This window comes from Streptomyces sp. NPDC005574 (assembly GCF_040605435.1).
Lineage (GTDB): Bacteria > Actinomycetota > Actinomycetes > Streptomycetales > Streptomycetaceae > Streptomyces.
Window position 1 is genome coordinate 1 of record NZ_JBEXCW010000087.1, and the last position, 19828, is coordinate 19828.

The 19828-nt window shown below is 67.6% G+C and carries 13 protein-coding genes and 2 pseudogenes; 8 read left to right on the forward strand and 7 right to left on the reverse strand.

The window, feature by feature from the left end; all coding sequences use genetic code 11:
* Positions 1 to 107 precede the first annotated feature (107 nt).
* Positions 108 to 1154 (reverse strand): IS110 family transposase, encoded by a 1047-nt coding sequence (locus ABZT03_RS34525; RefSeq protein WP_356046792.1) that lies wholly within the window; start codon positions 1152 to 1154, stop codon positions 108 to 110.
* A gap of 253 nt (positions 1155 to 1407) precedes the next feature.
* Positions 1408 to 1870: pseudogene (locus ABZT03_RS34530) on the reverse strand (transposase family protein); the annotation flags it as partial.
* A gap of 948 nt (positions 1871 to 2818) precedes the next feature.
* Between ABZT03_RS34530 and ABZT03_RS34535 the strand changes: the two are divergent.
* Together ABZT03_RS34535 and ABZT03_RS34540 are read left to right on the forward strand one after the other, a co-directional pair.
* Positions 2819 to 4153 (forward strand): DMT family transporter, encoded by a 1335-nt coding sequence (locus ABZT03_RS34535; protein WP_356046793.1) that lies wholly within the window; start codon positions 2819 to 2821, stop codon positions 4151 to 4153.
* 307 nt (positions 4154 to 4460) lie between these two features.
* Complete coding sequence (locus ABZT03_RS34540; RefSeq protein ID WP_356046794.1) at positions 4461 to 4946, forward strand: hypothetical protein; 486 nt, start codon at positions 4461 to 4463, stop codon at positions 4944 to 4946.
* On the opposite strand, the gene ABZT03_RS34545 is transcribed toward ABZT03_RS34540, so the two are convergent.
* From ABZT03_RS34545 to ABZT03_RS34555, 3 genes and pseudogenes are all read right to left on the reverse strand, one after another.
* A complete protein-coding gene (locus ABZT03_RS34545; RefSeq protein ID WP_356046814.1) occupies positions 4939 to 6141 on the reverse strand; it encodes an IS110 family transposase in 1203 nt (400 codons plus the stop codon). The two genes, ABZT03_RS34540 and ABZT03_RS34545, sit on opposite strands and share 8 nt — an antisense overlap.
* A 165-nt stretch (positions 6142 to 6306) precedes the next feature.
* Positions 6307 to 6966 (reverse strand): IS4 family transposase, encoded by a 660-nt coding sequence (locus ABZT03_RS34550; protein ID WP_356046795.1) that lies wholly within the window; start codon positions 6964 to 6966, stop codon positions 6307 to 6309.
* Positions 6967 to 7239: 273 nt separating this feature from the next.
* Positions 7240 to 7422, reverse strand: a pseudogene (locus tag ABZT03_RS34555) (transposase domain-containing protein); the annotation flags it as partial.
* Positions 7423 to 7454: 32 nt separating this feature from the next.
* Here ABZT03_RS34555 and ABZT03_RS34560 point away from each other — a divergent pair.
* The 6 genes from ABZT03_RS34560 to ABZT03_RS34585 all read left to right on the forward strand — a co-directional run bounded on the left by ABZT03_RS34560 (position 7455) and on the right by ABZT03_RS34585 (position 11906).
* Positions 7455 to 7643 carry a hypothetical protein gene (locus ABZT03_RS34560; protein ID WP_356046796.1) on the forward strand — a complete coding sequence of 63 codons (189 nt, stop codon included), beginning with the start codon at positions 7455 to 7457 and terminating at the stop codon, positions 7641 to 7643.
* Positions 7644 to 7944: 301 nt separating this feature from the next.
* Positions 7945 to 8568 (forward strand): transposase, encoded by a 624-nt coding sequence (locus ABZT03_RS34565; RefSeq protein ID WP_356046798.1) that lies wholly within the window; start codon positions 7945 to 7947, stop codon positions 8566 to 8568.
* A gap of 89 nt (positions 8569 to 8657) precedes the next feature.
* Positions 8658 to 8816, forward strand: a complete 159-nt coding sequence (locus tag ABZT03_RS34570) for a hypothetical protein (RefSeq protein ID WP_356046799.1) — start codon at positions 8658 to 8660, stop codon at positions 8814 to 8816.
* 19 nt (positions 8817 to 8835) lie between these two features.
* Positions 8836 to 9240: a hypothetical protein gene (locus ABZT03_RS34575; protein WP_356046801.1), complete on the forward strand. Its 405-nt coding sequence runs from the start codon at positions 8836 to 8838 to the stop codon at positions 9238 to 9240.
* 59 nt (positions 9241 to 9299) lie between these two features.
* Complete coding sequence (locus ABZT03_RS34580; RefSeq protein ID WP_356046803.1) at positions 9300 to 10520, forward strand: hypothetical protein; 1221 nt, start codon at positions 9300 to 9302, stop codon at positions 10518 to 10520.
* Positions 10521 to 10680: 160 nt separating this feature from the next.
* Positions 10681 to 11906 (forward strand): IS3 family transposase gene (locus ABZT03_RS34585; protein ID WP_356046804.1). Its coding sequence is split into 2 segments (ribosomal slippage): positions 10681 to 11004 and positions 11007 to 11906, totalling 1224 coding nucleotides; the frame shifts between segments, so codons are not numbered across the junction.
* Between the two features lie 355 nt (positions 11907 to 12261).
* Here the strand turns inward: ABZT03_RS34585 and ABZT03_RS34590 are convergent.
* Positions 12262 to 13398 (reverse strand): SDR family oxidoreductase, encoded by a 1137-nt coding sequence (locus tag ABZT03_RS34590; protein ID WP_356046805.1) that lies wholly within the window; start codon positions 13396 to 13398, stop codon positions 12262 to 12264.
* Between the two features lie 143 nt (positions 13399 to 13541).
* Positions 13542 to 19793 carry a beta-ketoacyl synthase N-terminal-like domain-containing protein gene (locus ABZT03_RS34595; RefSeq protein WP_356046807.1) on the reverse strand — a complete coding sequence of 2084 codons (6252 nt, stop codon included), beginning with the start codon at positions 19791 to 19793 and terminating at the stop codon, positions 13542 to 13544.
* Between the last annotated feature and the right edge of the window lie 35 nt (positions 19794 to 19828).

The following is a 19828-nucleotide window of genomic DNA, read 5'->3' on the forward strand; positions in this document are numbered from 1 at the left end:
CCGAGGAAACCCCGGCCTGAAGGCCGGGGTTTCCTCGGAGGTATCCGATGATTTCCATCTGACCCGCTGTCACCTCTCCCCGCATCTCGGGGTGCCTCTGTGTCTTGTCAAGTCGCTTGAGGCAGCCGGTGCTTGGACCTGCGTTCGTCGCCGATCATGACACGCCACACATGGTCCGCAAGACGGCGTTTCAGGCAGCGCTTGGCTTCCCGGGGTGTCTTTCCTTCGGAGAGTTTCCGCTGGTAGTAGGCGTTTCCTGGGGCGCTCGGCATACGGATCTGGGTGACGGCGATGGTGTGGAGGACGGAGTTGAGCTGGCGGTCGCCGGAGCGTGAGAGCCGGTGGCGGGCCTTGTCCGCACTGGCGATCTCGACCGGGGCGACCCCGGTGTAGTTCGCGAACGCCGCCGCAGTGGCGAACCGGCTGGCGCGTCCGACGCGGCCGACGAGCCGTGCCGCCAGCACCGGCCCGACGCCGGGCGTGTTCATCAGCGTGCTGCCCGAGGAGACGACGAGTTCCTCCATGCGTACGGCGTTCTCCGCGAGCCGCTTGTCCAGCGCCCGGATCTCCGTGACCAGGTCGCGGGCAAGATCCTTGCGGATCTTTTCGACGTTGCCGGCAGGGCGAACCGTGCGCAGCAGCGCGGCGGCCTGGTCCGCCGACAGCTGAGGCGGAGCCCCGCCGGGCAGCAGGTCACGCAGCACGGCGTGCAGCTGGTTGACGGTGCGGACCCGGGCCTGGGCGAGGTTGAGGCGTCGTTCGTCGAGCAGGGCCAGGGCCGTGGTGTGGTCGTCCGCGTTCACCTCGCGCCCGTCTCCGTGGATGTGAGCCGTGGCCGCGGTGGCGGCGTCGATCCGGTCGGTCTTGCGGCCGCCGCCGCGGGTGAGTTGACGGACGCGGCTGGTCGCCGAGGCCGGAACGTCGACGACGGTCTCGCCGCGGGCGACGAGCCACTGGGCCAGGTGGCGGCCGAGTCCGTTGGCGTTCTCGACCACCCACTTGCGCTGCGGCCAGCGGCGGCCCCAGGCCAGGAGCCGTCGGTAGTCCGCCAGGTTCGCCTCGATCCTCAGCGAACCGGCCTGCTGATTCGAGGCAGGGTCGACGGCGGTGGCAGTGTGAGTGGACTTGTGCGGGTCAACACCGAGCAGTCTCACGGTAGTTCGTTCCTCACGGCCGGATGTTAGGACGTCCACGGCCACACGCCGACTTCCGGAACCGCGCCCGGGACATGCCTCTGTTGAGTCAGACCGTGGCCGGACACCGGGCCGGCGGCACACCCCGAGCGGGCCAGCCTCAACGGGCGGCAGGAACCTCACGAGCCATCCGACCCAGCGTCCTACGGAAACGCTACGAGCGGCCAACCCGACCGCGCTCCGCTACGACCAATACAAGTCGGGAACCTCAAACCGCGCGCCGTCCGCCACGTCCGGCCGGCGGACGACGGACGTGGATCTCGGTGGCATCCAAGCGCACTTCTATGCCCTCGGCCTGGGCGTAGGCGAACACGTCCGTCAGCGTCCGCAGCCGCAGGCCGGGGTGGTCGGGAACCCACCCCCGCTCGGCCAGAAGCGTGCGTACCTCTGCGATCGCGCGGGTGATGGTGGAGCGGTCCACGCCGAACAGCAGTCCCAGCACCGCGTGCGGCAGGTCGTGCCGCAGATGGATCAGCGTGGCCACCAACCGGTCGACGAACACCAGCTGGTGACGGGTGCCGCCACCCTCAGCCCGCTTCCTGGCCCCACCTCGCGCAGCATGACGCCGGCCTCGAGACCGGCCTGCCACGGCACTGCCAACTCCTCGACCAGACGCGCGAAATGACGCTTCGAGACCCCGTGAACAGCCGATGTGCCAGCACCGCCCGATTGACCATGATCGCCACACCAGGATCACGCCACCGACCAGGCACGACACCTCACCCACTACCACGCACCAACTCGTAAAGCTGCCCGCTATATGGAGCACCTCACACCACGTCAAGATGATCTCCGCCTATGAAAATCTTGCCGGAACCACACGCACATGTACGCCGGCAGCTGGGACGGCCGGACCGGGGCCGAGTAGCGGGCCAACCGTCTGAGCGGCATTGCGCGTGCCGTCCACGCCCGTTCGCTCTGCACAAACACAGGATCAAGAGGCTCAGTGCCGGCCGTCGGGACGACAGGGGACGCGTAGGCACTGTGCTCTGTATCGGAGGGCAATAAATGGCGCATCACATGCCTCACGGGTGGGGGGATGCGCCAAAATTTTCTCAGCAACCTCGTGACGTCGTGGTGCCCCACCTGCCGTCAACGCAGCAGCATATGAAAGGTCAACATCGCTGGGCGCTAGACCGTACAGCTTGGGCTGGCGCCAACTTCGCGTGACCGAACGTCCTCCGCTATTCGATTGATAGGGGCAGCCGGTTCAGTACAAACTGAGGGAATTTCAGATGTGAACAGACTGTCATTCCCCTTCACGCATGGATAGTTCCCGCGGCAGGCGACGCGAATGGCTCGCGACCGCGCCACGTCGCGCGCACCGTCCACGCCACCCTGATCTGCACCAAAACAGAATGAAAGAGACTTAGCAGCTCTGGCAGTTCCAAGCCAGCTTTAATATGATCGATCCCCATCTCGTGAGACTGGGTTGAACCGGCCGCCACGAGACTGCGGTGTACCACGATGGCCGTCACATTGTTCGGACGGCAGCATCTCACGATGAGGTGTATGGATTTATGCACCTCCGCCACTAAAGAACCGCGCCTGCATTGGCAATGAAATCTGCAATTTGGTCGACGAATCCCTCATTCCGAAGATCGCCACGAAGGTAGCTCTGCACTATGCGCACCAAGCTTGATGCCGTGTCTATTGTCGCCGTATTGGTAACAGTCGCGGCATTTTCTGCAACTGCGCCATTGACGGCGTATGCCAGTGGCTCGGTGTTCGTGCTTGCGCTGGGCCGTAACGCATTGGGGCTCATTACACTAGGTCCCGTTGTTTTGCTGATCCGTCGACGCGAGTTCATCAAGGTTTTCCGTGGAGAGCGATTTCTGGTACGCAGGGAGCAGCGCCGCGCTGTCTTGCTAGGGTCTCTCGCCGGCACGGCGCTGGCTACTCATTTCGCCACATTCATGTCCAGTACACGGATGACCAGTGTGGCTATGGCGACTGCCCTAGTGGCTACACAACCTGTCTGGCAGGCGCTCATCGCGACCATGCTGGGCGGTAGGCTACCGCGTGCGACGCGGGCGGGCCTCGCCATCTCAGTTGCGGGCGCGGTGATCGCTAGTGGTATGGACCTAGGAGCCGGGAGCAAGGCGGTCCTCGGAGACCTACTCGCTCTCGCAGGCGCAGTCGCGCTTGCCGGCTATACCGCCCTCAGTGAACAGGCCCGTCCCGATGTCAGCACGTCGGTGTACTCGGTATTGTGTTCTTTCATATGCACGGTGGAGTTGCTGATCCTCTGCCTTGTTTCCGGAACCCCCATGTTCGCGCTCACTGGTAACACCTTGATCGCCTTGCTGGGCCTGCTAATCCTTCCTCAGCTGCTCGGCCTTTTTTCGCTGAATTTCGCCCTCGGCCGGGCGCCAGCCACAGCGGTGAGCGTGATGCTGCTGCTGGAGGCACCTGTGGCAGCGATTGTCGCCTGGTTGTGGCTTGGCCAGACGCCCGACGGGAGTACATGGCCGGGACTATTCATGATCATGTTGGGCGTTGTTGTGGTTGTGGTGGCAGATGTGCGACGCGCGGATCCGGTAACAGAAAATCTGGGAGATGGATGGGTCACAACCATGTCTCCGCAGCATGCCCTCTCGGTCGTCAACGATATCCCAGCTAGGGGTGACATATACGCATCTTTGTGGCGCCATGCGCACGCTGGACGGTTCGCTGAAGTAGAGGCCGAAATACGGAGATTGGAGAATCAGTCCATCCGCGTCCATGGAGCCAAGTCTTGCGAGGCTGCCCAGTGGATTGAAGTACGCGCCATCGTTGCCCGTATCGCCGGAGACCACAGCCTGTCCGCTCAACTCTGGTCGGCCGCCGCTCGTTTCCACTCTTCCGCACCGTGTCTAGATGCCCACTGTGGCTATCGCCTCAACTACTCGTACCAAGAATGGCGAAGCGCCAGCGGCGAGGGGGGCACCATTGACAACGCACCTACTCCAGTATTCTGAGCGGCACACGAACGAGATTTAGGGACAATGCTGGTGGCTTAAGTTCTGTCCTGCCGAGTGATGGCGACGGTGTCCGGTGCGGGTGGTGTCCGGTTGCCGTGCTCGGCACGTTTGAGTGGCCAGTTGGACATCTTGCGTTTGATCACTCGGGGGCAGGTCCGGTGGCGGCGTGCAGACAACAGGCGTTCGGCGATCTCAGCCAGGGTGCGGGCCAATGCCCGGGCGAGTCGGCCGGGGGGGTGCCCCTATCTTTTTGGTCAAGGGAAACGGGGCTGCGTTGAGTCGGTGAGACGGGCAGCATGGCGGTGTGGCTGATCTTCTGTGGGATGACGTGAGGTGCTTCTTCGACCCGGACCTGATGGGGTCGTTGCCGGATTTGCGCGTCCCCGATGCCTCGGTCGAGGACTGGCAGGCGGTCCTCGATCTCGTCGAGGCGAGGAGCTGGAAGTGCCAGTACTCCGAAGGCGAGGCAGTGCTGCCTGTGCCCCGGGCGGAGACCGTGCTCGCCCGTCCGGCGGACGCTGAGTGCCTGAACCTGCGGGTCTGGCCGGCTGCCGAGGTGCTGGCGATCTTCCGTTTCCTTGAAGACGAGGTCATCGACTTCGACGTTGATCTGCGGGAGTTGCAGGGGCAGGAACGACTCGATGTGTTCTGCGGCTTCCTGCGGGAGATCGGGCGATGCTTGGGCAAGCCGGTCCTGATGGATCCGGAGGGCGACTATGACCATCCGGTGCTCGGCTTCGATGTCGAGGCCGACCGGGTCGTCCTCCTGGCTGAACCGCTGGTCATGTGACCGAGGCCGTCGGCCGCGGTTCGTAGAAGGTTCCGTCGCGGAGCATCGCGAAGAGGACGTCGGCCCGGCGTCTGGCGAGGCAGAGCAGGGCCTGGGTGTGGTGCTTGCCCTGGGCGATTTTCTTGTCGTAGTAGGCCCGCGATGCCGGGTCGCCCAGGGCGGCGAACGCGGAGAGGAAGAAGGCCCTTTTGAGCTGCTTGTTTCCTCTCCGGGACGGCTGTTCGCCGCGGATCGAGGAGCCCGAGCTCCGGGTCGCGGGGGCGAGCCCGGCGTAAGCGGCGAGGTGGCCGGCGGTCGGGAAGGTGCTGCCGTCGCCGACCTCGATCAGGATGCGGGCTCCGGTCCTGACTCCGACTCCCGGCATCGAGATCAGGACCTTCGAAAGAGGGTGCGCTTCCAGCAGTTCCTCGATCCGCCCGGCCAGCAGTTTGCGCTGGTCAAGGACGGCGGCCAGGGATCCGGCCAGGCTTGGGACGATCAGCGCGGCCGCCTCGGTGCCGGGCACCACCACCGTCTGCTCGTCCAAGGCCGCGAAGATGTCTTCGACCAGCCGCTCGGCCATCCTCGGGGCCTGCGGCCGTAACAGGGTGACCAGACGGCGCCGTCCGGCCTTGCGGATCTGGGCCGGTGACCCGACCCGTTCCAGCAGGGTCAGGACGGCCGGGTGCTGCAACCGCGGCCCCAGCACCCGTTCCAGCGACGGATGGATCTGGGTCAGCAGGCCGTGCAGCCGGTTCGCGACCCGGGTCGCCTCGCCGGCCAGGTCGTCGTCGAACCCGACGATCATCTCCAGCTCGGCGATCGTCTCGTCCTCGCCGTCGATCGCCCGCAGCGTGTGCGGCATCGCGCGGGCCGCGTCCGCGATGATGAACGCGTCCTTCGCATCCGTCTTCGCCTCGCCCGGGTAGAGGTCGGCGATCCGCCGCATCGTCAGCCCGGGCAGGTAGGCGACCGGGCAGCCCATGTTGCGGGCGACGGCCAAGGGCAGGGCCCCGATCGAGGCCGGCTGGTCGACCACGACCAGCACCGTTCCGTGCTTGGCCTGGAGCTTCGCGAAGAGGTTGCGGAGCCTGGGTTCGGTGTTGGGTAACCGCTTGTCGAACGCCTTCTTGCCCGCTGGTGTGACGGCGGTGGCGTGGTGTTCGCCTTTGCCGACGTCCAGGCCGAGGAAGACGTCGATGTCGCCGGTGTCGATCACGTGCAGGCCCCTCCATCACGCTTTCGTCCGGCCTTGCCTCGGCACCGAGCTGCCACACCCACGTTACGGAGAGCTCTTCCAGCTCGGGTGAAGCCGGTACTCAAGCCCCTCATCAGCGGTCCGTCGATGCCTCCGGGCCCGGTGACACCACCCCCCGGATCATCAACAACAGGAGGGGGAAGTCATGCCGGACCCGAAGGCCGGAGGCCCCATTGCGGAGCCACGAAAACGGTAACGGGGGGGAAACGCCGCCTGGGCCGGGACCTGGCGGCACACGATCCGCAGAGACCGGGTGAAGGACAGGCGGTCGGGGTCCAGGTCCTCGTGCAGGGCGCTCTGATGCATCAACTGCCGGATGGCGTGGTGCACCAGCAGGAAGCCGTAGATCTCCTGCTCCACGCCCCACGGATACTTCGAGCGCAGGATGAGCTTCGGGCCGCGCTGGTGGGTCTTGATCTCGTCCAGCGTGGTCTCGATCTCCCACCGCTGGGCGTATAGCGCGGCCAGCTCCTGCGCCGGTGCTTCGTCCGGATCGAGCAGGGTGGTGAGCAGGCGGTAGACGGTGGCGTCGCCGCTGCGGGCAAGGGTGTACTCGATCACCCGGACCACCACCGGGATGCGGCGGCTCTTGCGGTCTCTCTCGGCATGGACCGTGCTGAGGTAGGAGCCGTCGCCCAAGTCCTGGACGACGGGCAGAACCGCGCTCTTGCGCACCCGCCACAGCAGGTCCGCGCCGCTGTCCCGCGCGGCCTGCCACAACTCGAACCCGTAAAAGCCCCGGTCGGCCAGCAGCAGCATCCCTTCCTGAAGCTGGGGGAACAACTCCGGGAGAGTTTCTGCTCGCCCGCCGACTGCGGACCGATGACAGCCCCGAACACCGCATGGGTGCCGCATTCCGCCAGCGCGACCAGCCGTGCCTGCGGGAGCGCGCCCGCTCCGCGCTGTGAGACATGGCGGCCGAAGAATTCCTCGTTGGCCGCGGTGTCCGCCACGTCCAGGGTCGTGCCGTCCACCGCGACCACACGCCAGTGCCGGTACCAGGCGTCGACCGTCTCGGGCACAGCCACCGGCTGGCAGGCCCGGGGCGAACAACGCCTTCAAAGGCTCCACGCCAAGACGCCGACGTGCCCGGCCGATCGCGGCGGTCGTCGGCACCTGCCATGACCGCCGTCCCTCGCCCAGCCCTTCGCCCAGCAGCCGGGCGACCACTTCGTATCCCTGCCCGAAGAACAGGCACTTCGCGAGGATGAAGTAGACCACCACCCGCGCCGGCAGCAGACGGCTGCGCCGGCCGCAAGGAGACCCAGGTCGTGCAGGCCCTGACCGTCACCGACCTCGGCGTCGACTTCCCCCACGCCGCCCAGGTCGCCAAGGTCGTACGCCACCGCACCGACACCAAGACCGGCAAGCAGAGCCGCGAGACCGTCTACGTCATCACCGACCTGCCCAGCCGCCAGGCATCCCCGGAACGCATCGCGAAGATCTTGAGGGCACACTGAGTGATCGAAAACAGGGGGAAGCCGCCCGGCCGCAGGGCCAGCCAGGTCCACACCGCGCGGCGGATCGCGGCCCGGACCCGCTCGATGCGCACGATGAATGGTCCGTCCATCTCCTCCAGCGTGCGGCACAGAGTGCTGTCGGAGACCGGACTGGGGGAACAACGGCCGCCAGTGGTGCTGCAGTTGCTCGGCTTCCAGGATGTTCGTGGCTCCCAGTGCGATCGCGCAGGCCAGCTGGACCAGCGCCAGGCCGTGGTCCCGCCATCGCGGTCCGCTGCCCACGGGGAGCGCAGCGGCCAGCGTGCGGGCCAGACCGAGCCGGTCGGCGACCTTCCGCAGCAGCACGATGCCCGCCTGCCCGACCAGATTCCTGCCGTCGGCCCTATCGGTCGCCGGACGCACACTGACCGGCTGGTACGTGCTGGACCTGGACGCCACCATCATGCCCTGCACCAGCAAGAAGGAGGGCGCGGCGGGCACCTACAAGGGATCTTTCGGGCACATGCCGCTGGCGGCATGGATCGCCAACCGTCGCGAATGCGTCGCGATGCTGCTGCGGCCGGGCAACGCGCCGCCCAACGACATCGCCGACTACAAGACAGTGCTGGCCGCCGCGCTGCGCGGGCTCCCGCTCCCGCCCTGGTCCAAGCTGCTGGTTCGGATCGACGGCGCGGCCTTCAGCCACGGCCTGCTCGACCACCTCCAGACCCTGACTACCAGCTGGCGCCGGGTACGCTTCGTGACCGGCTGGGCCATCAACACCGCCGACGAGCAGGCCATCACCCTGCTGCCCGAGAGGCGGCACTGCGGCAGGACGGCGGACTCCACGAGATCAAGGGGGAGGACGGCGGGACCGTCACCTACCAGGTCGCCGAGATCACCGACCTGCGCGACCTCGCGGGCTGGCCGACCGGGCTGCGGCTGATCGTGCGCCGGGTCCAAGCCCTCGCGCCGCGACGCGAAGAAGTTGACCGCCTTCGAGAAGAAGACCGGCTGGCGCTACCAGATCGTGTCGTGGCCAGCAACATCCTCGCCCACCAGGGACTTTCCGCTGTCCCCGGCTCCGGCCAGGCCTGGTTCCTCGACGCTTTGTACCGTGACCACGCTGAGGTGGAGGACCGGGTGAAGGCGATCAAGCGGATCGAACTCGGGCTGCTGCCCTCGAAGTCCTAAGCAGATCAACGCGGCCTGGGTGCTGGCCGCCACCATCGCCGCCGACCTGGACGCCTGGACCAGACTCCTACTCCTGCACGACGAGCCCGAACTGGCTGCGGCAGAACCGGAAACGATCCGCAGGAAGCTCTACCACCTCCCTGCCCGGCTCACCGCCCACGCCAGGCGTCGCACCTTGCACCTGGCCCTGGGCTGTGGCTTTCACCACCGCCTGGCAGCGCGCCGCCGAGCTTCCGGCCCTCACCTGACGGCCGGCCATCATCCCGAGGAGAACCAGGAAGGAGCAGACAGCAGTCCACCGGGCCTGTGGAACCCGGCGCACCCCGCGGCGTCACGCGACGACCCGCCCTCGAACGGCCGAGGACAAACCGGGCGACCAGCCGAGCCGACCACCGAGGTCAGGCTGCTGAACAATCGAGGTTGAACCATAGGGCCGTCCGGTGCGTTGTGAGATCAGATTTACCCCTTGCTATGGAGGACTCCATGCCGAAAAAAAAGCCGACAGATGCGCAACGAGCCGCGAACATCTCTACTTACTTCGAAGCCCGTATGCCCCCAGGAGTCCTGCCGAATTCCCAGCCGTCGAAAGACGCGGATCCATTGACAAAAACCGTGCAGAACCGGCTAGCCAAACTCCATGCACCAAATAGTGAAACTTTTACGGGGCCACTGGAGGCGGACGCCTTGAAGAGGGCAGGGATCCCCATGGAGGAAACTGGTGAGGGCCAATGGAAAATTAACAAGAAAAACGTACGCTCGGAAGCGGACATCAAAGCTGATATTAGAGATCGAGAATGGGCCGACGGTGTGTATGAACTCTACGGCCTCAAAGGAGGCGAAGCCAAGGTGGCCTGGGGCGTCATGCCGCATTGGCCGACGAAAGAGACGCCTGAGCCCGAAAGAAAAACGCGGAAGCGAATAAATGGATTGGCTATCCCTGGCCCCAAAGGTGTAGTTAAGGCGGGACCTCGGGAGGCCCTGGCCTTGACGGAGGCAGGGCTGCACACACAGAAAGACGATAGTGGCAAGTTTAAAATTATCAGCAACGAACTGGGCCATTTGCCGGACGATTTGACGCAATCGCTTCTGGATCAGGGGAATCTTCTGGCGCAGGCGGCCAGCAGTCAGGTTGATGAATTTCCTCACACTCAGGAAGCCTCGGGCAGCGCTTTCTCTGGCGGGGTTAATTATTCGATGAATCCGGCGCAAGTGGCGGGTTATTCGTCGCTGTATCCGTCTTCGTATCCGACCGGACCCGCGGTCCCGTCGCTGGAGAATCCGGCGAGTATGCATCTGGCGCAGGGCAGTGAGTTTCCTGAATCTTCTCAGGGGCCTTGGGTCGGTGATTTCTCTGGCGGGGTTAATTATTCGATGAATCCGGCGCAAGTGGCGGGTTATTCGTCGCTGTATCCGTCTTCGTATCCGACCGAACCCGCGGTCCCATCGCTGGAGAATCCGGCGAGTATGCATCTGGCGCAGGGCAGTGAGTTTCCTGAATCTTCTCAGGGAACTTGGGTCGGTGATTTCTCTGGCGGGGGTAATTATCCGATGAATCCGGCCAATCCTACTGGGTCGCGGTACGTACAGTCGGGGTTTGCCTCGTCGGCGTCGTCGGCGGGTGGTCCACCATCGCAGTATCAGCCCTCTCGCGGCAAAGACCACCCGGCGAGGACGGAGAAGGGGAAGGGGAAGAGGAGGGGGTGATCATTTGAAGTGAGGTTGATCCCTGGGAGTGAGCTTCTTCGAGGTGGCCACCGATCAGGTGAGGGTCCGCGAGCCGCAACGAGCGAGGGGGGCCTCCCCCTGAGTGGTGGACACGCTGATACTGGATCTGCTTGATCCGGAGGAAGCGAGAAGACCGCCGATGGCGATGAAGGACTATTCGGACGAGTTCAAGGCCGATGCTGTGGCCCTGTACGAGTCCACACCCGGGGCGATCTACAAGAGCATTGCCGCTGACCTGGGCATCAACCGGGCGACCCTGCGGGAGTGGGTGCTGCGGGACCGCGAACGCCGTGGCGTCACCGCTGCGCCTGCGAAGCCGGACACCCGGCCCCGGGAGGCGGTGCCGTCCACTGATCCGGACGAGCGGGTGCGGCAGTTGGAGGCCCGGGTGGCCGAGCTTGAGGCAAGTGAGCGCAAGCTCGCCACCGAGCGGGACATCCTCCGCAAGGCGGCCAAGTATTTCGCCGGAGAGACGAACTGGTGATCAGCCGCTTCCAGTTCGTTGACGACCACCGGGACACCTACGAGGTGAAGCGGCTCTGCCAGGTCCTGGACGTGAACCGGTCCAGCTACTACAAGTGGCTCGCCGGCGCCGAGGCGAGGGCCGCCCGGCAGCACCAGGACCGGATCCTGGCCGAGGAGATCCGCGCGGTCCACGGCGAATCCGGCGGCGCCTACGGCTCCCCGCGCATAACGGCCGAGCTTCGCGAGAAAGGACGGCGGGTCAACGAAAAGCGCATCGCCCGGATCATGCGGACGTTCTCCATCACCGGCATCCGCCTGCGCACCACCGTCCCGGACCCGGCCACCTCGCCGGTCCCGGACCTGTTCCAGCGGGACTTCAACGCCGCCGAGCCGGGGCTCAAATACATGGGCGACATCACGTATCTCCCGCTCGCAGGCGGCAAGTTCCTCTATCTCGCGACCGTGCTGGACTGCTTCAGCCGCAAGGTCGTCGGCTGGTCCATCGGCGACCACATGCGCACCAGTCTGGTCGCCGACGCACTGCGGATGGCGGCCTCGACCCGCGGCGGTCTGGACGGCGCCGTGTTCCACTCCGACCACGGGGCTCAGTACGGCTCCCGGGCCTTCGCCGGTCTCTGTGACCAGTTCGGGGTGACCCGGTCGATGGGCGCGGTCGGGACCAGCGCGGACAACGCGGCCTGCGAAAGCTTCCACGCCTCCCTTAAACGCGAGACCCTCCAGGGCGCCGGTGACTACGGTGACGCCGGCACCTGCCGCAGGACCGTCTTCGCCTGGCTGGCCCGTTACAACACCCGCCGCCGGCACTCCGCCAACGACCACCTCAGCCCCAACGAATACGAACACCGACACCACACCGCTAAGCTCACGCTCGCCGCGTGATCAAAAGCCGCGTGCCCACCTTCACGGGGGAAGGCCCCACCTCCTGCACTCCGTCCGTGATCGTGCGCTGGAAATGAGCGAACACTTGGGCAGGGTCGGTTCCGTTGTCATCCACGAGCGCGCGACCGAGACCCGCCTGGCCGCGCCGTCATAGCCGTCGTGCATCAACTTGCCCTTTGCGTAAAGGTACTTCAGCGATAGCGGCGTGGAACCAGGCCGCCGCACGACGACCCCGGTTCTTCACCCACTGGGCCTGGACCACCCATGCCCCTCAGGTCTGGTGATCAGAACGACAAGAGCCGCACCCACCGTCACGTACGGATCTGTGAGGGCCGAGGGGTGAGAATCCCCTCGGCTACTCGGCTACTCGGCGGCCAAGGCCCGTTGCCGGTTGAGATCCGAGTGAGGCAAGGATGTCGCCACCCGGGCCGTGCAAGTACCAGGCGAGATGCGTGGCCAGCGCGGTGGTGTCGATGGGCAGATCGACGGGCCCGATCAGTTGCGCCACGTTTGTCTGATCAAACTCCTTGGCACAGCGCAGATATGGGCGGTAGACACCGACCTTGTCGTTCACGAAGTGGTCCGCGTCGGTGAACCCTTCCGCGCCGTCCTGGATGACCGCCTCCGGGATCTCCAGGATCCTGCTGAGCGCCCTGAAAGTGTCCCGCAACGGCGTGGAGTGGGCGTTCGTCAGGTGATAGACGCCGGTTCCCGTGTCGGCGAGCGTGATCTGGACGGCGGCCCGGGCAGCTGCGTCGACGGGGATGTAGTTGGTGCTCCCATCGGGCAGACCGTTGATCCGCAGCGGCCACGGGGGTTCACCGCCGCGGCCGCGCAGTTCCCGTACCGCGAGTGCGAGGCCCAGAGCGAGGTTGTACAGGCCGCTGATGGTCGTCGCGGCGAGGGTGCGGCTGTGCCCGATGATCAGGCTCGGGCGGAAGATCCGGATGCTGTCGAAGGACTGTGCGCGAACCTCACACTCGCTGGCGACCTTGCTGTACTCGTACCAGTTGTTCACGGCAGCCGACGGGTCGGCCGGGTCGGCGGCGATCCAGCCGTTGCGCCGTCCCGCGACCAGTGCGCTGCTGATGAAGTTGAACGTCGCGCAGCGCGCGGCCCGGCCGAGGGCCAGCGCGTTCCGGGTTCCGTCGATGTTGCGGGCGACGATGTCCTCCTTTCGCTCGTACTCGTAGGCCATGGAGGCGGCGACGTGCCAGAAGTGGTCTGCGTTGCCGGTGAGCCCTGCGCCGCAACTCGGCTCGGTGATGTCGCCGATGAGACCGTGGCAACGCCCTTCGATCTCGGGTGCAAGGTCAGGACGGCCGTAGACCGTTGCGGCACGCTGGAGCTCCGACTTGAGCCGGGTGTCGGCGTCCAGGCCGGGCCGTGGGCGGACCAGGCAGGTGACCTTCCCGTTGGTGCGCTCCAGCAGTTCGAGGACGATGGCGCTGCCGAGGAGGCCGGTGGCGCCGGTGACGAGGTGGTGTTCCACGACTTCTCCCAGACGAGTAAGTCCGATGCGATCAGTGGTCGTACGCGATCAGGGATCGGGTGACCGGTGCGCGCCGGTGTTGCGGTTGTGCCAGATCGATGCGGCCATCGCGAGGATGACTGGGCGACTTCGGACTTACCCGTCTAGGAGCGGGCGCGCAGGCCCAGGCGGGGGATGTGGTAGATGCGGCGGTCATCCACCCACAGCCAGCACTCAGCCCAGACGGTCCGCTCGTCGGAGCCCTCCAGGATCCGGGCCTCAACGATGACCTCCTTGTCGGTGGGCAGGACCTGCCCGCGGAACTTCCAGGCAAGCGGGGAGATCAGTTCGTAGCCGGGCGACCCGAGATACCACTGCAGAGCCTGGACGATGGCCTCGATGCCAAGGGAGCCGGGCATCACCGGGTCCTGGAAGAAGTGAGCTTTGAAGAACCATTCACCTGGCTGCACCCGCTTGAGTGCCCTCACGTGTGCGAATCCCCGGTCGTGGGTGGGCCGGTGGCCGGTGATCTCGTCCAGCATCAGCAGCATCGGGCCCGGCAGCCCGCCGCCGGGTGTCAGGCGGACCCGGCCGTCGGACGGCTCGACCAGCCGGCGGCGGTCGGCTTCGGTCGGGGGGAAGCCGACCTGGTTGGCGATCGCGGCCGTGGTGAAGGATCCGAAGACGGCCGTGCCGTCCAGCAGTGGGCGGTCGTCGACCTGGGCGGTCACCGCGAACGACTGGATGATCATTCCGCTGACTTCCGAGATCTCCGTGAGCTCGGCGCGGGTGGTGATCCGTCGGTCTGCCGGGGTCACTTCGGTGTGCAGGGACAGGTCGCCGTCGAGATTGCGGAAGAGCATCTCGGTCTCGCTGCGGAGCATGACGCCTCCGTAGGAGCTGAGCCAGCCGCACGGTTGCAGTGCGGTTTCCAGCAGCGCCGAGACGGGCATGACGCCGTCGGGGTTCTGGACGAAGTACCAGGCGTCAGTGGGGATGTCGTACTCGGCGTGGACGGTGCTTCCGGTTTCCAGGCCGCCGTATGCGCCGGAGACGTCACGGATCCTGGTCACGAAGTGGTAGGGCGGGCCAGGGAGTCGAGGTGCGCGCCGGGTGCCGTCGAAGCCTTCGCCGATGCGGCCGAGCGCTTGGGTCTGCGGTCCCTGGGCGTGGGCGAGCAGTGCGTTGTGGTCGAGGTGGATCCCGCCGATCTGCGCGGCGGGCCGGGAGTCGGTCACGAGCGGGCCCTGCAGCGGCCAGTCCGGGACGAGCCGGACAGCCAGCCCGGCGACGTAGACGGCCTTGACCCCGTCGGCGGTGAGCAGGACGTCCGCTATGAGGGTGGGGTGGGGGCCCGCACGGAACTCCTTCACGAACACCTCGTAGATCAGTTCCTTGCTCTGCGGGGTCACCTGGCCGCGGCACAGGATCCGGTAGGTCTGCTCGGGGACGGGTTCGAAGCGCCATGCGTCGCGGGTGAGGGTGCAGCCGGCGGCGGCGAGGTAGAACGACATCGCCTGCAGGCAGCCGTCCAGCATGAGGGTGCCCGGCATGCACGGGTCGTTGTGGAAGTGGCCGTCGAAGAACCAGTCGTCGGGGCGGAGCGCCGTGCGGGCCTGCAAGTAGCCGCGTTGCCAGGGGCCGCCGTTGCTGTCGAAGCAGATGACCTCGTCGAGGAGCCGCATGCGGCCCGGTGGGATGCGCGGGGTTCGGACGTGTGCTTCGGCTGCCCGCCACTGCTCGCCGAAGCAGGCGACAGGATGGCCCTGGCTGAATGCTTCGACTTCCGGCTCGGAGAACCGCTGTCGGGTGCCGCGGACGGGGGGCGGGTCGACCTGTCCGGGGCCGGCCGGTGCGGACTGGGGATCCCACAGGACTCCGCTGGTGTCCGCCAGTTCCTCGTCGGTGAAGTAGCCCGCCTGTCCGTTGCGGATCGTCAGCATCGGCTGGCCGTCGGCGCGGCAGTCGAACTCGAAGGTGAACAGCCGCTGGCTGCCGTTGATCACGTGGTCGGTGATCCGGATTTCGTAGTCGAGCAGTGTGCCGGTGGGCGGCGGTGGTGCGTGGTACACCGCTTCGGCGCCCAGCAGCCGGTAGACACGGCGGCCGCGGTTGTCCAGGTCCGCGCCGAGCCAGCTGATCAGCAGCAGGTCGGCCTGTCCGGCCTCGATGACCAGGCCGGGCGGCATGCGCCCGGTGTGATCGAGGTACCAGGCCCCCGGCGTGAGGTCCGTCTCGGTCCATATCGTCCCTGTGGCCAGGGAGCCGGGGACGGCATCGATCCCGGTGACCCGGTCCGCCAGCAGCAGCGGTGGCCGCGGCATACGAGTCTGCCGCTCGTCGTGGTCCTGGACGGCGAACATCGGCCCGAACAGCCGGGAGACGTTCCCCTCGGCAAGGTATTCGAGGTCCTGCCGGCTGAACTTCGGTCCTGGCCGCGCGTGCGATCCGGCGGACAGCGGCACCGGGCCAGGCGAAGGGGCGATCCGGTGATGTGGCCTGGCCGGGTCGTTGGCGCGTGATGCAGGGGGCAGTGCGGCGGCGATCCGGGCCTGCTGCGCCAGGAACCGCAGCTGTGCTTCCTGGCTCACCGCCAGATGGCGGAGGTGGACGGCGGAGACCTGTGCGAGTTGCTCGGCCAGCAACGCCTGTACGAAGCGGGCCGGCGTCGGTGCTGGTGCGGGAGCAACGGGGCTGGGGGACGCCGCCTCCTGCAGAGGCGTCCGGGACGGGACGACGGCCGGCAGGGTGTCCGGGTGGACGGCCATCTGCTCCGAAGGAGTCGCCGGACCAGCTTGCCGCGGCATCGGAAGGTGGGCGGGAAAGCGGAGGACGGGGCCGGTTTCCTCGGCTCGGTCTGGCCGCTCGGGCCAGGTCACGGGCACGCCGGCGGCGGCCAGTTCGGCGAGTGAGGCGAGCAGGCCGTCGAGGCCGTGGCCTCGCAGTGGGTCGAGGGCGACGGCGAGGTGGGGGCGCGTCCCCAGAATGCGGCTGATCCAGCCTGTGCAGAGGCTGCCGGGACCGTGTTCGATGAAGATGCGGACGCCGTCGCGGTAGGCATGCTCGATGGAGGCGGTGAAGTCGATCGTGCCGACACACTGATCAGCGGTGGCCTGCGCGGCCCGCTCGGCTGACAAGCGGTAGGGCCGGCCGGTGGCCCCGCTGTAGAACCGGACGCCGGCAACGGGCTGTGTGGGCAGCAGGTGCAGTTCGTAGAGGCGGTCGCGCACGGCGGCTGTCTCGGGGACGTGGGCGGCCACGTCGTAGTCGAGGAGGAGCGCGTTCGGCTCGTCCAGACGGGCGAGGGCGGCGGCGCATGCGTTCTTCTCGCCGCCGAGCACGCACAGCCCGGGTGCGTTGACCGCCATCAGGTGGACGGTGGGCAGGTCTGCCAGCACTGCCCGGACCCGGTCGGCGTCGGCGGTGACCTGGTAGGCGGCCCACTGGGTGCCGTGCACGCCGGTGTCCGCCCAGGCGGCGCGGACGGTGTGCATCGCACCGCCGAGGTCCGCGGTGAACAGGCCGGAGGCGCGGGCGGCGGTATACAGACCGGTGCAGTCCGGCCAGGCGCCCAGCGCGGCCAGTGCGGCGGCTTCCCCGGAGGAGTAGCCGATCGCCGCGGCCGGGTGGATGCCGAGGACTTCACGGGTGATCAGGGTGTGCAGGACTGAGAGGAACGCCGCTCCGCTGATCTGGTCCATCGCGTCCCCGGGGCGGCCGTCCTGGCGGTAGGCCCATCCCACCAGCGGTTCGAGGGGGCCCAGCCGCTTTCGTACCGCGTCGATGAGCTCGGGGAAGGCGCGCAACAGCTCCCTGCCCATGCCCGGGTAGGCGGCCGAGCCGTTGGTGTAGACGAAGGCGATCTCCCCCTCCAGCGGTGTGTCGCGGAACGCGACACCTGGGGGGCGGATCGCGCCGCTGTGCAGCAACTCACGGATCGCTGGTGCGCGTCGGGTCGCCGTGTCGGCCGACTCGGCGACCACGGCGAGCCGAGCGGGGCCGCTGTCACCGCCGCGGCCAGCTTCCAGGGCTGCCAGCGCGGCGGCCTGGTCGACCCCGGAGAACACCGTCACCTGCGCGGCCGCCGGTGTCCAGCCCCGGACGTCCGCGCCCTGCAACCGCGTGCGTCGCAGGCCGCCGTCGCATCGGGCCGTCGCGACCTCCACACTGCGCACCGGGGTGAGTGCGGGGGCCGAGCCGGGGGGCACCTGCTGGTGGTGCACGGCGAGTACGCCCGCGGCCACGGCGAGCAGGCTGCGTGCCGCGTGGCTGTGGCCGAAGAGCGTCGCAGGATCGAAGGCCGTACCCTCTCCCAGGAGGAGATCGGCCGGCTCGTTTGCCGACTCGGGCAGCAGGGCGAGCACGGGGTCGTCGTCCCTGAGGGCGTCGTCCAGGCGCTTCAGGACCAGCACGACTGCTGCGTCGGCAGGCCGGTCGGGGCGTCCCAGCGCGTGTACGGCTGCCGCGTGGACCGGCTCCGAGGAGAGGTCGACGGCGCCGACGACGGCTGCGTCGACCTCGCCGCAGCGCAGCGACCGGGCGGCGAGGTCGAGAGCGATCAGGCCGGACTCCTCCTCGGCGAGCACCGCGTAGGCGGGGCCGAGCAGGTCGAACTGGATGCTGATGCGGCTGGCCGTGCCGTTGATCATCATGCCGGTCAGGCGTGCCCCGCTCAGGCCGGGGCCGAGCGGTTCGTCGAGGCCGGTGGGCCGGCCGTGGTGGGCGGACCAGGCCTCCAGCCGCCAGCGGGCGGTCAGGCGTGCGCCCTCGGGGTCGCAGCCCGTGCCGATCAGTACCGAGGTGCGGCTGGGAAGCCGCAGGCCGGCCACGGCCTCCCGGGCCGCTGACAGGACCAGCAGCTGCTGCGGCAGTGTTTCCTTCAGGTCGTTGGGGGGGAACCGGAGCCCGGTCAGGCTCAATTCGACGTCCTGGCGGCCCGCCTCGGGGGCCTGGCCGGTGAACAGGGCGGTGCGGAAGTCGCCGGTTCCGGTGCCGGACCCGGCGCGCACCCCGAGGGCAACGACCGCGATCTGCGGCGGCTGCTCAGGTCTGGTCTGCCGGCGCCTGGGCCGCGTCGGTTTTTGTGGGGTCGCGATGGCGTCGGGCGGGTCGATGACGAGGTGGGCGTTGTTGCCGCCGAAGCCGAACGCGCTCAGCGCCGCGCGCCGCCGGCCGTTCCACGGCTCCGCGTGCTGCAGCAGCCGGAAGGGTGCATCGCGCAGGGCCTCGATCGGGGACCCGACCCCGGGAGTGCCGGGGCGCAGCCCGTTACGGAACGCGCCGAGGATCTTCAGCAGCCCTGCGATTCCCGCTGTCGCCAGCAGATGGCCGACGTTGGCCTTGACCGAGCCGATGGCCAGATCGGCGGCGTCCTGGAAGACGGTGCTGCTGCTGCGGACCTCGATGGCGTCGCCCACCGCGGTCCCCGTCGCGTGGCATTCCAGCAGTGTCACCGTGGACGGGTCCAGGTCCGCTGCCGCGTATGCCGCCCGCATCGCCTCTTCCTGGCCGCGCGGGGAAGGGGAGAGGAAGCCGCCGGTGTTGCCGTCGTTGGACAGGCCGATGCCACGGATGATGCCCAGCACGGTCCGCCCGGCCCGGACGGCGTCCCGGTGGCGCATCAGAGCGACCAGCCCGGCGCCTTCACCCGGGATCATGCCGTCGGCGCGCCGGTCGAAGGGGAGGGGCCGTCCGCTGAGGCTCAGCGCGCCGAGTGAGGCGAATCCGACGTGGATCTGCGGTCCGGCGGCCGCGCTGACCGCACCGGCGAGCATCAGGTCGGCAGACCCGTCCTGCAGCCGGTCGCAGGCCATCTTGATCGCGTACAGCGAGGACGCGCACGCCGCCTCCAGGCCGAACCCGCCTGCGCCCAGGCCGAGCGCCTGCGCGGCGCGGACAATCGGCGTCCCCGAGCAGAAGCGGTCCGAAGGATGCGGCCGTCGTCGCCCTGCGGGTGCGGACCAGACGTTCGGGCCGTCCAGGCCGAGTCGGTCCAGCCACACCTGTTCGGCATAGGCGGTCAAACCGCGCCAGGCGAAGCCGAGGTTGCCCATGACCAGACCCGCCCGCCCCGGCGGGCCGTCCCATTCGGCCTCACGCAGCGCCTGCCGTCCGGCGTGCAGGATCCAGCGCAGTGCCGGATCCCAGCCGGCCACAAACTCGGCGTCGATGGAGAACCCGGACGGGTCAAAGGCCTCCTCGAACCCTCGGACGAGTCCGGACACGGGTCGAAAACCCTTGGGCAACCACTCCACCACACCGAGATCGGACCAGTCCTGCGGCAGGCCCCACTCGTCCGGGGCCACCTCGCTCAGGTTCACCCGGCCGTTCTCGACGCCGCTCCAGAAGGCGGCCGGGTCGAGCGCGCTCGGAAGCACGCAACCCTGCCCCACGATCGCGATCGGTTCGAATGCCACGCTGCTCGTCCTCCATCAGTGCTGCTTCGCGGTTT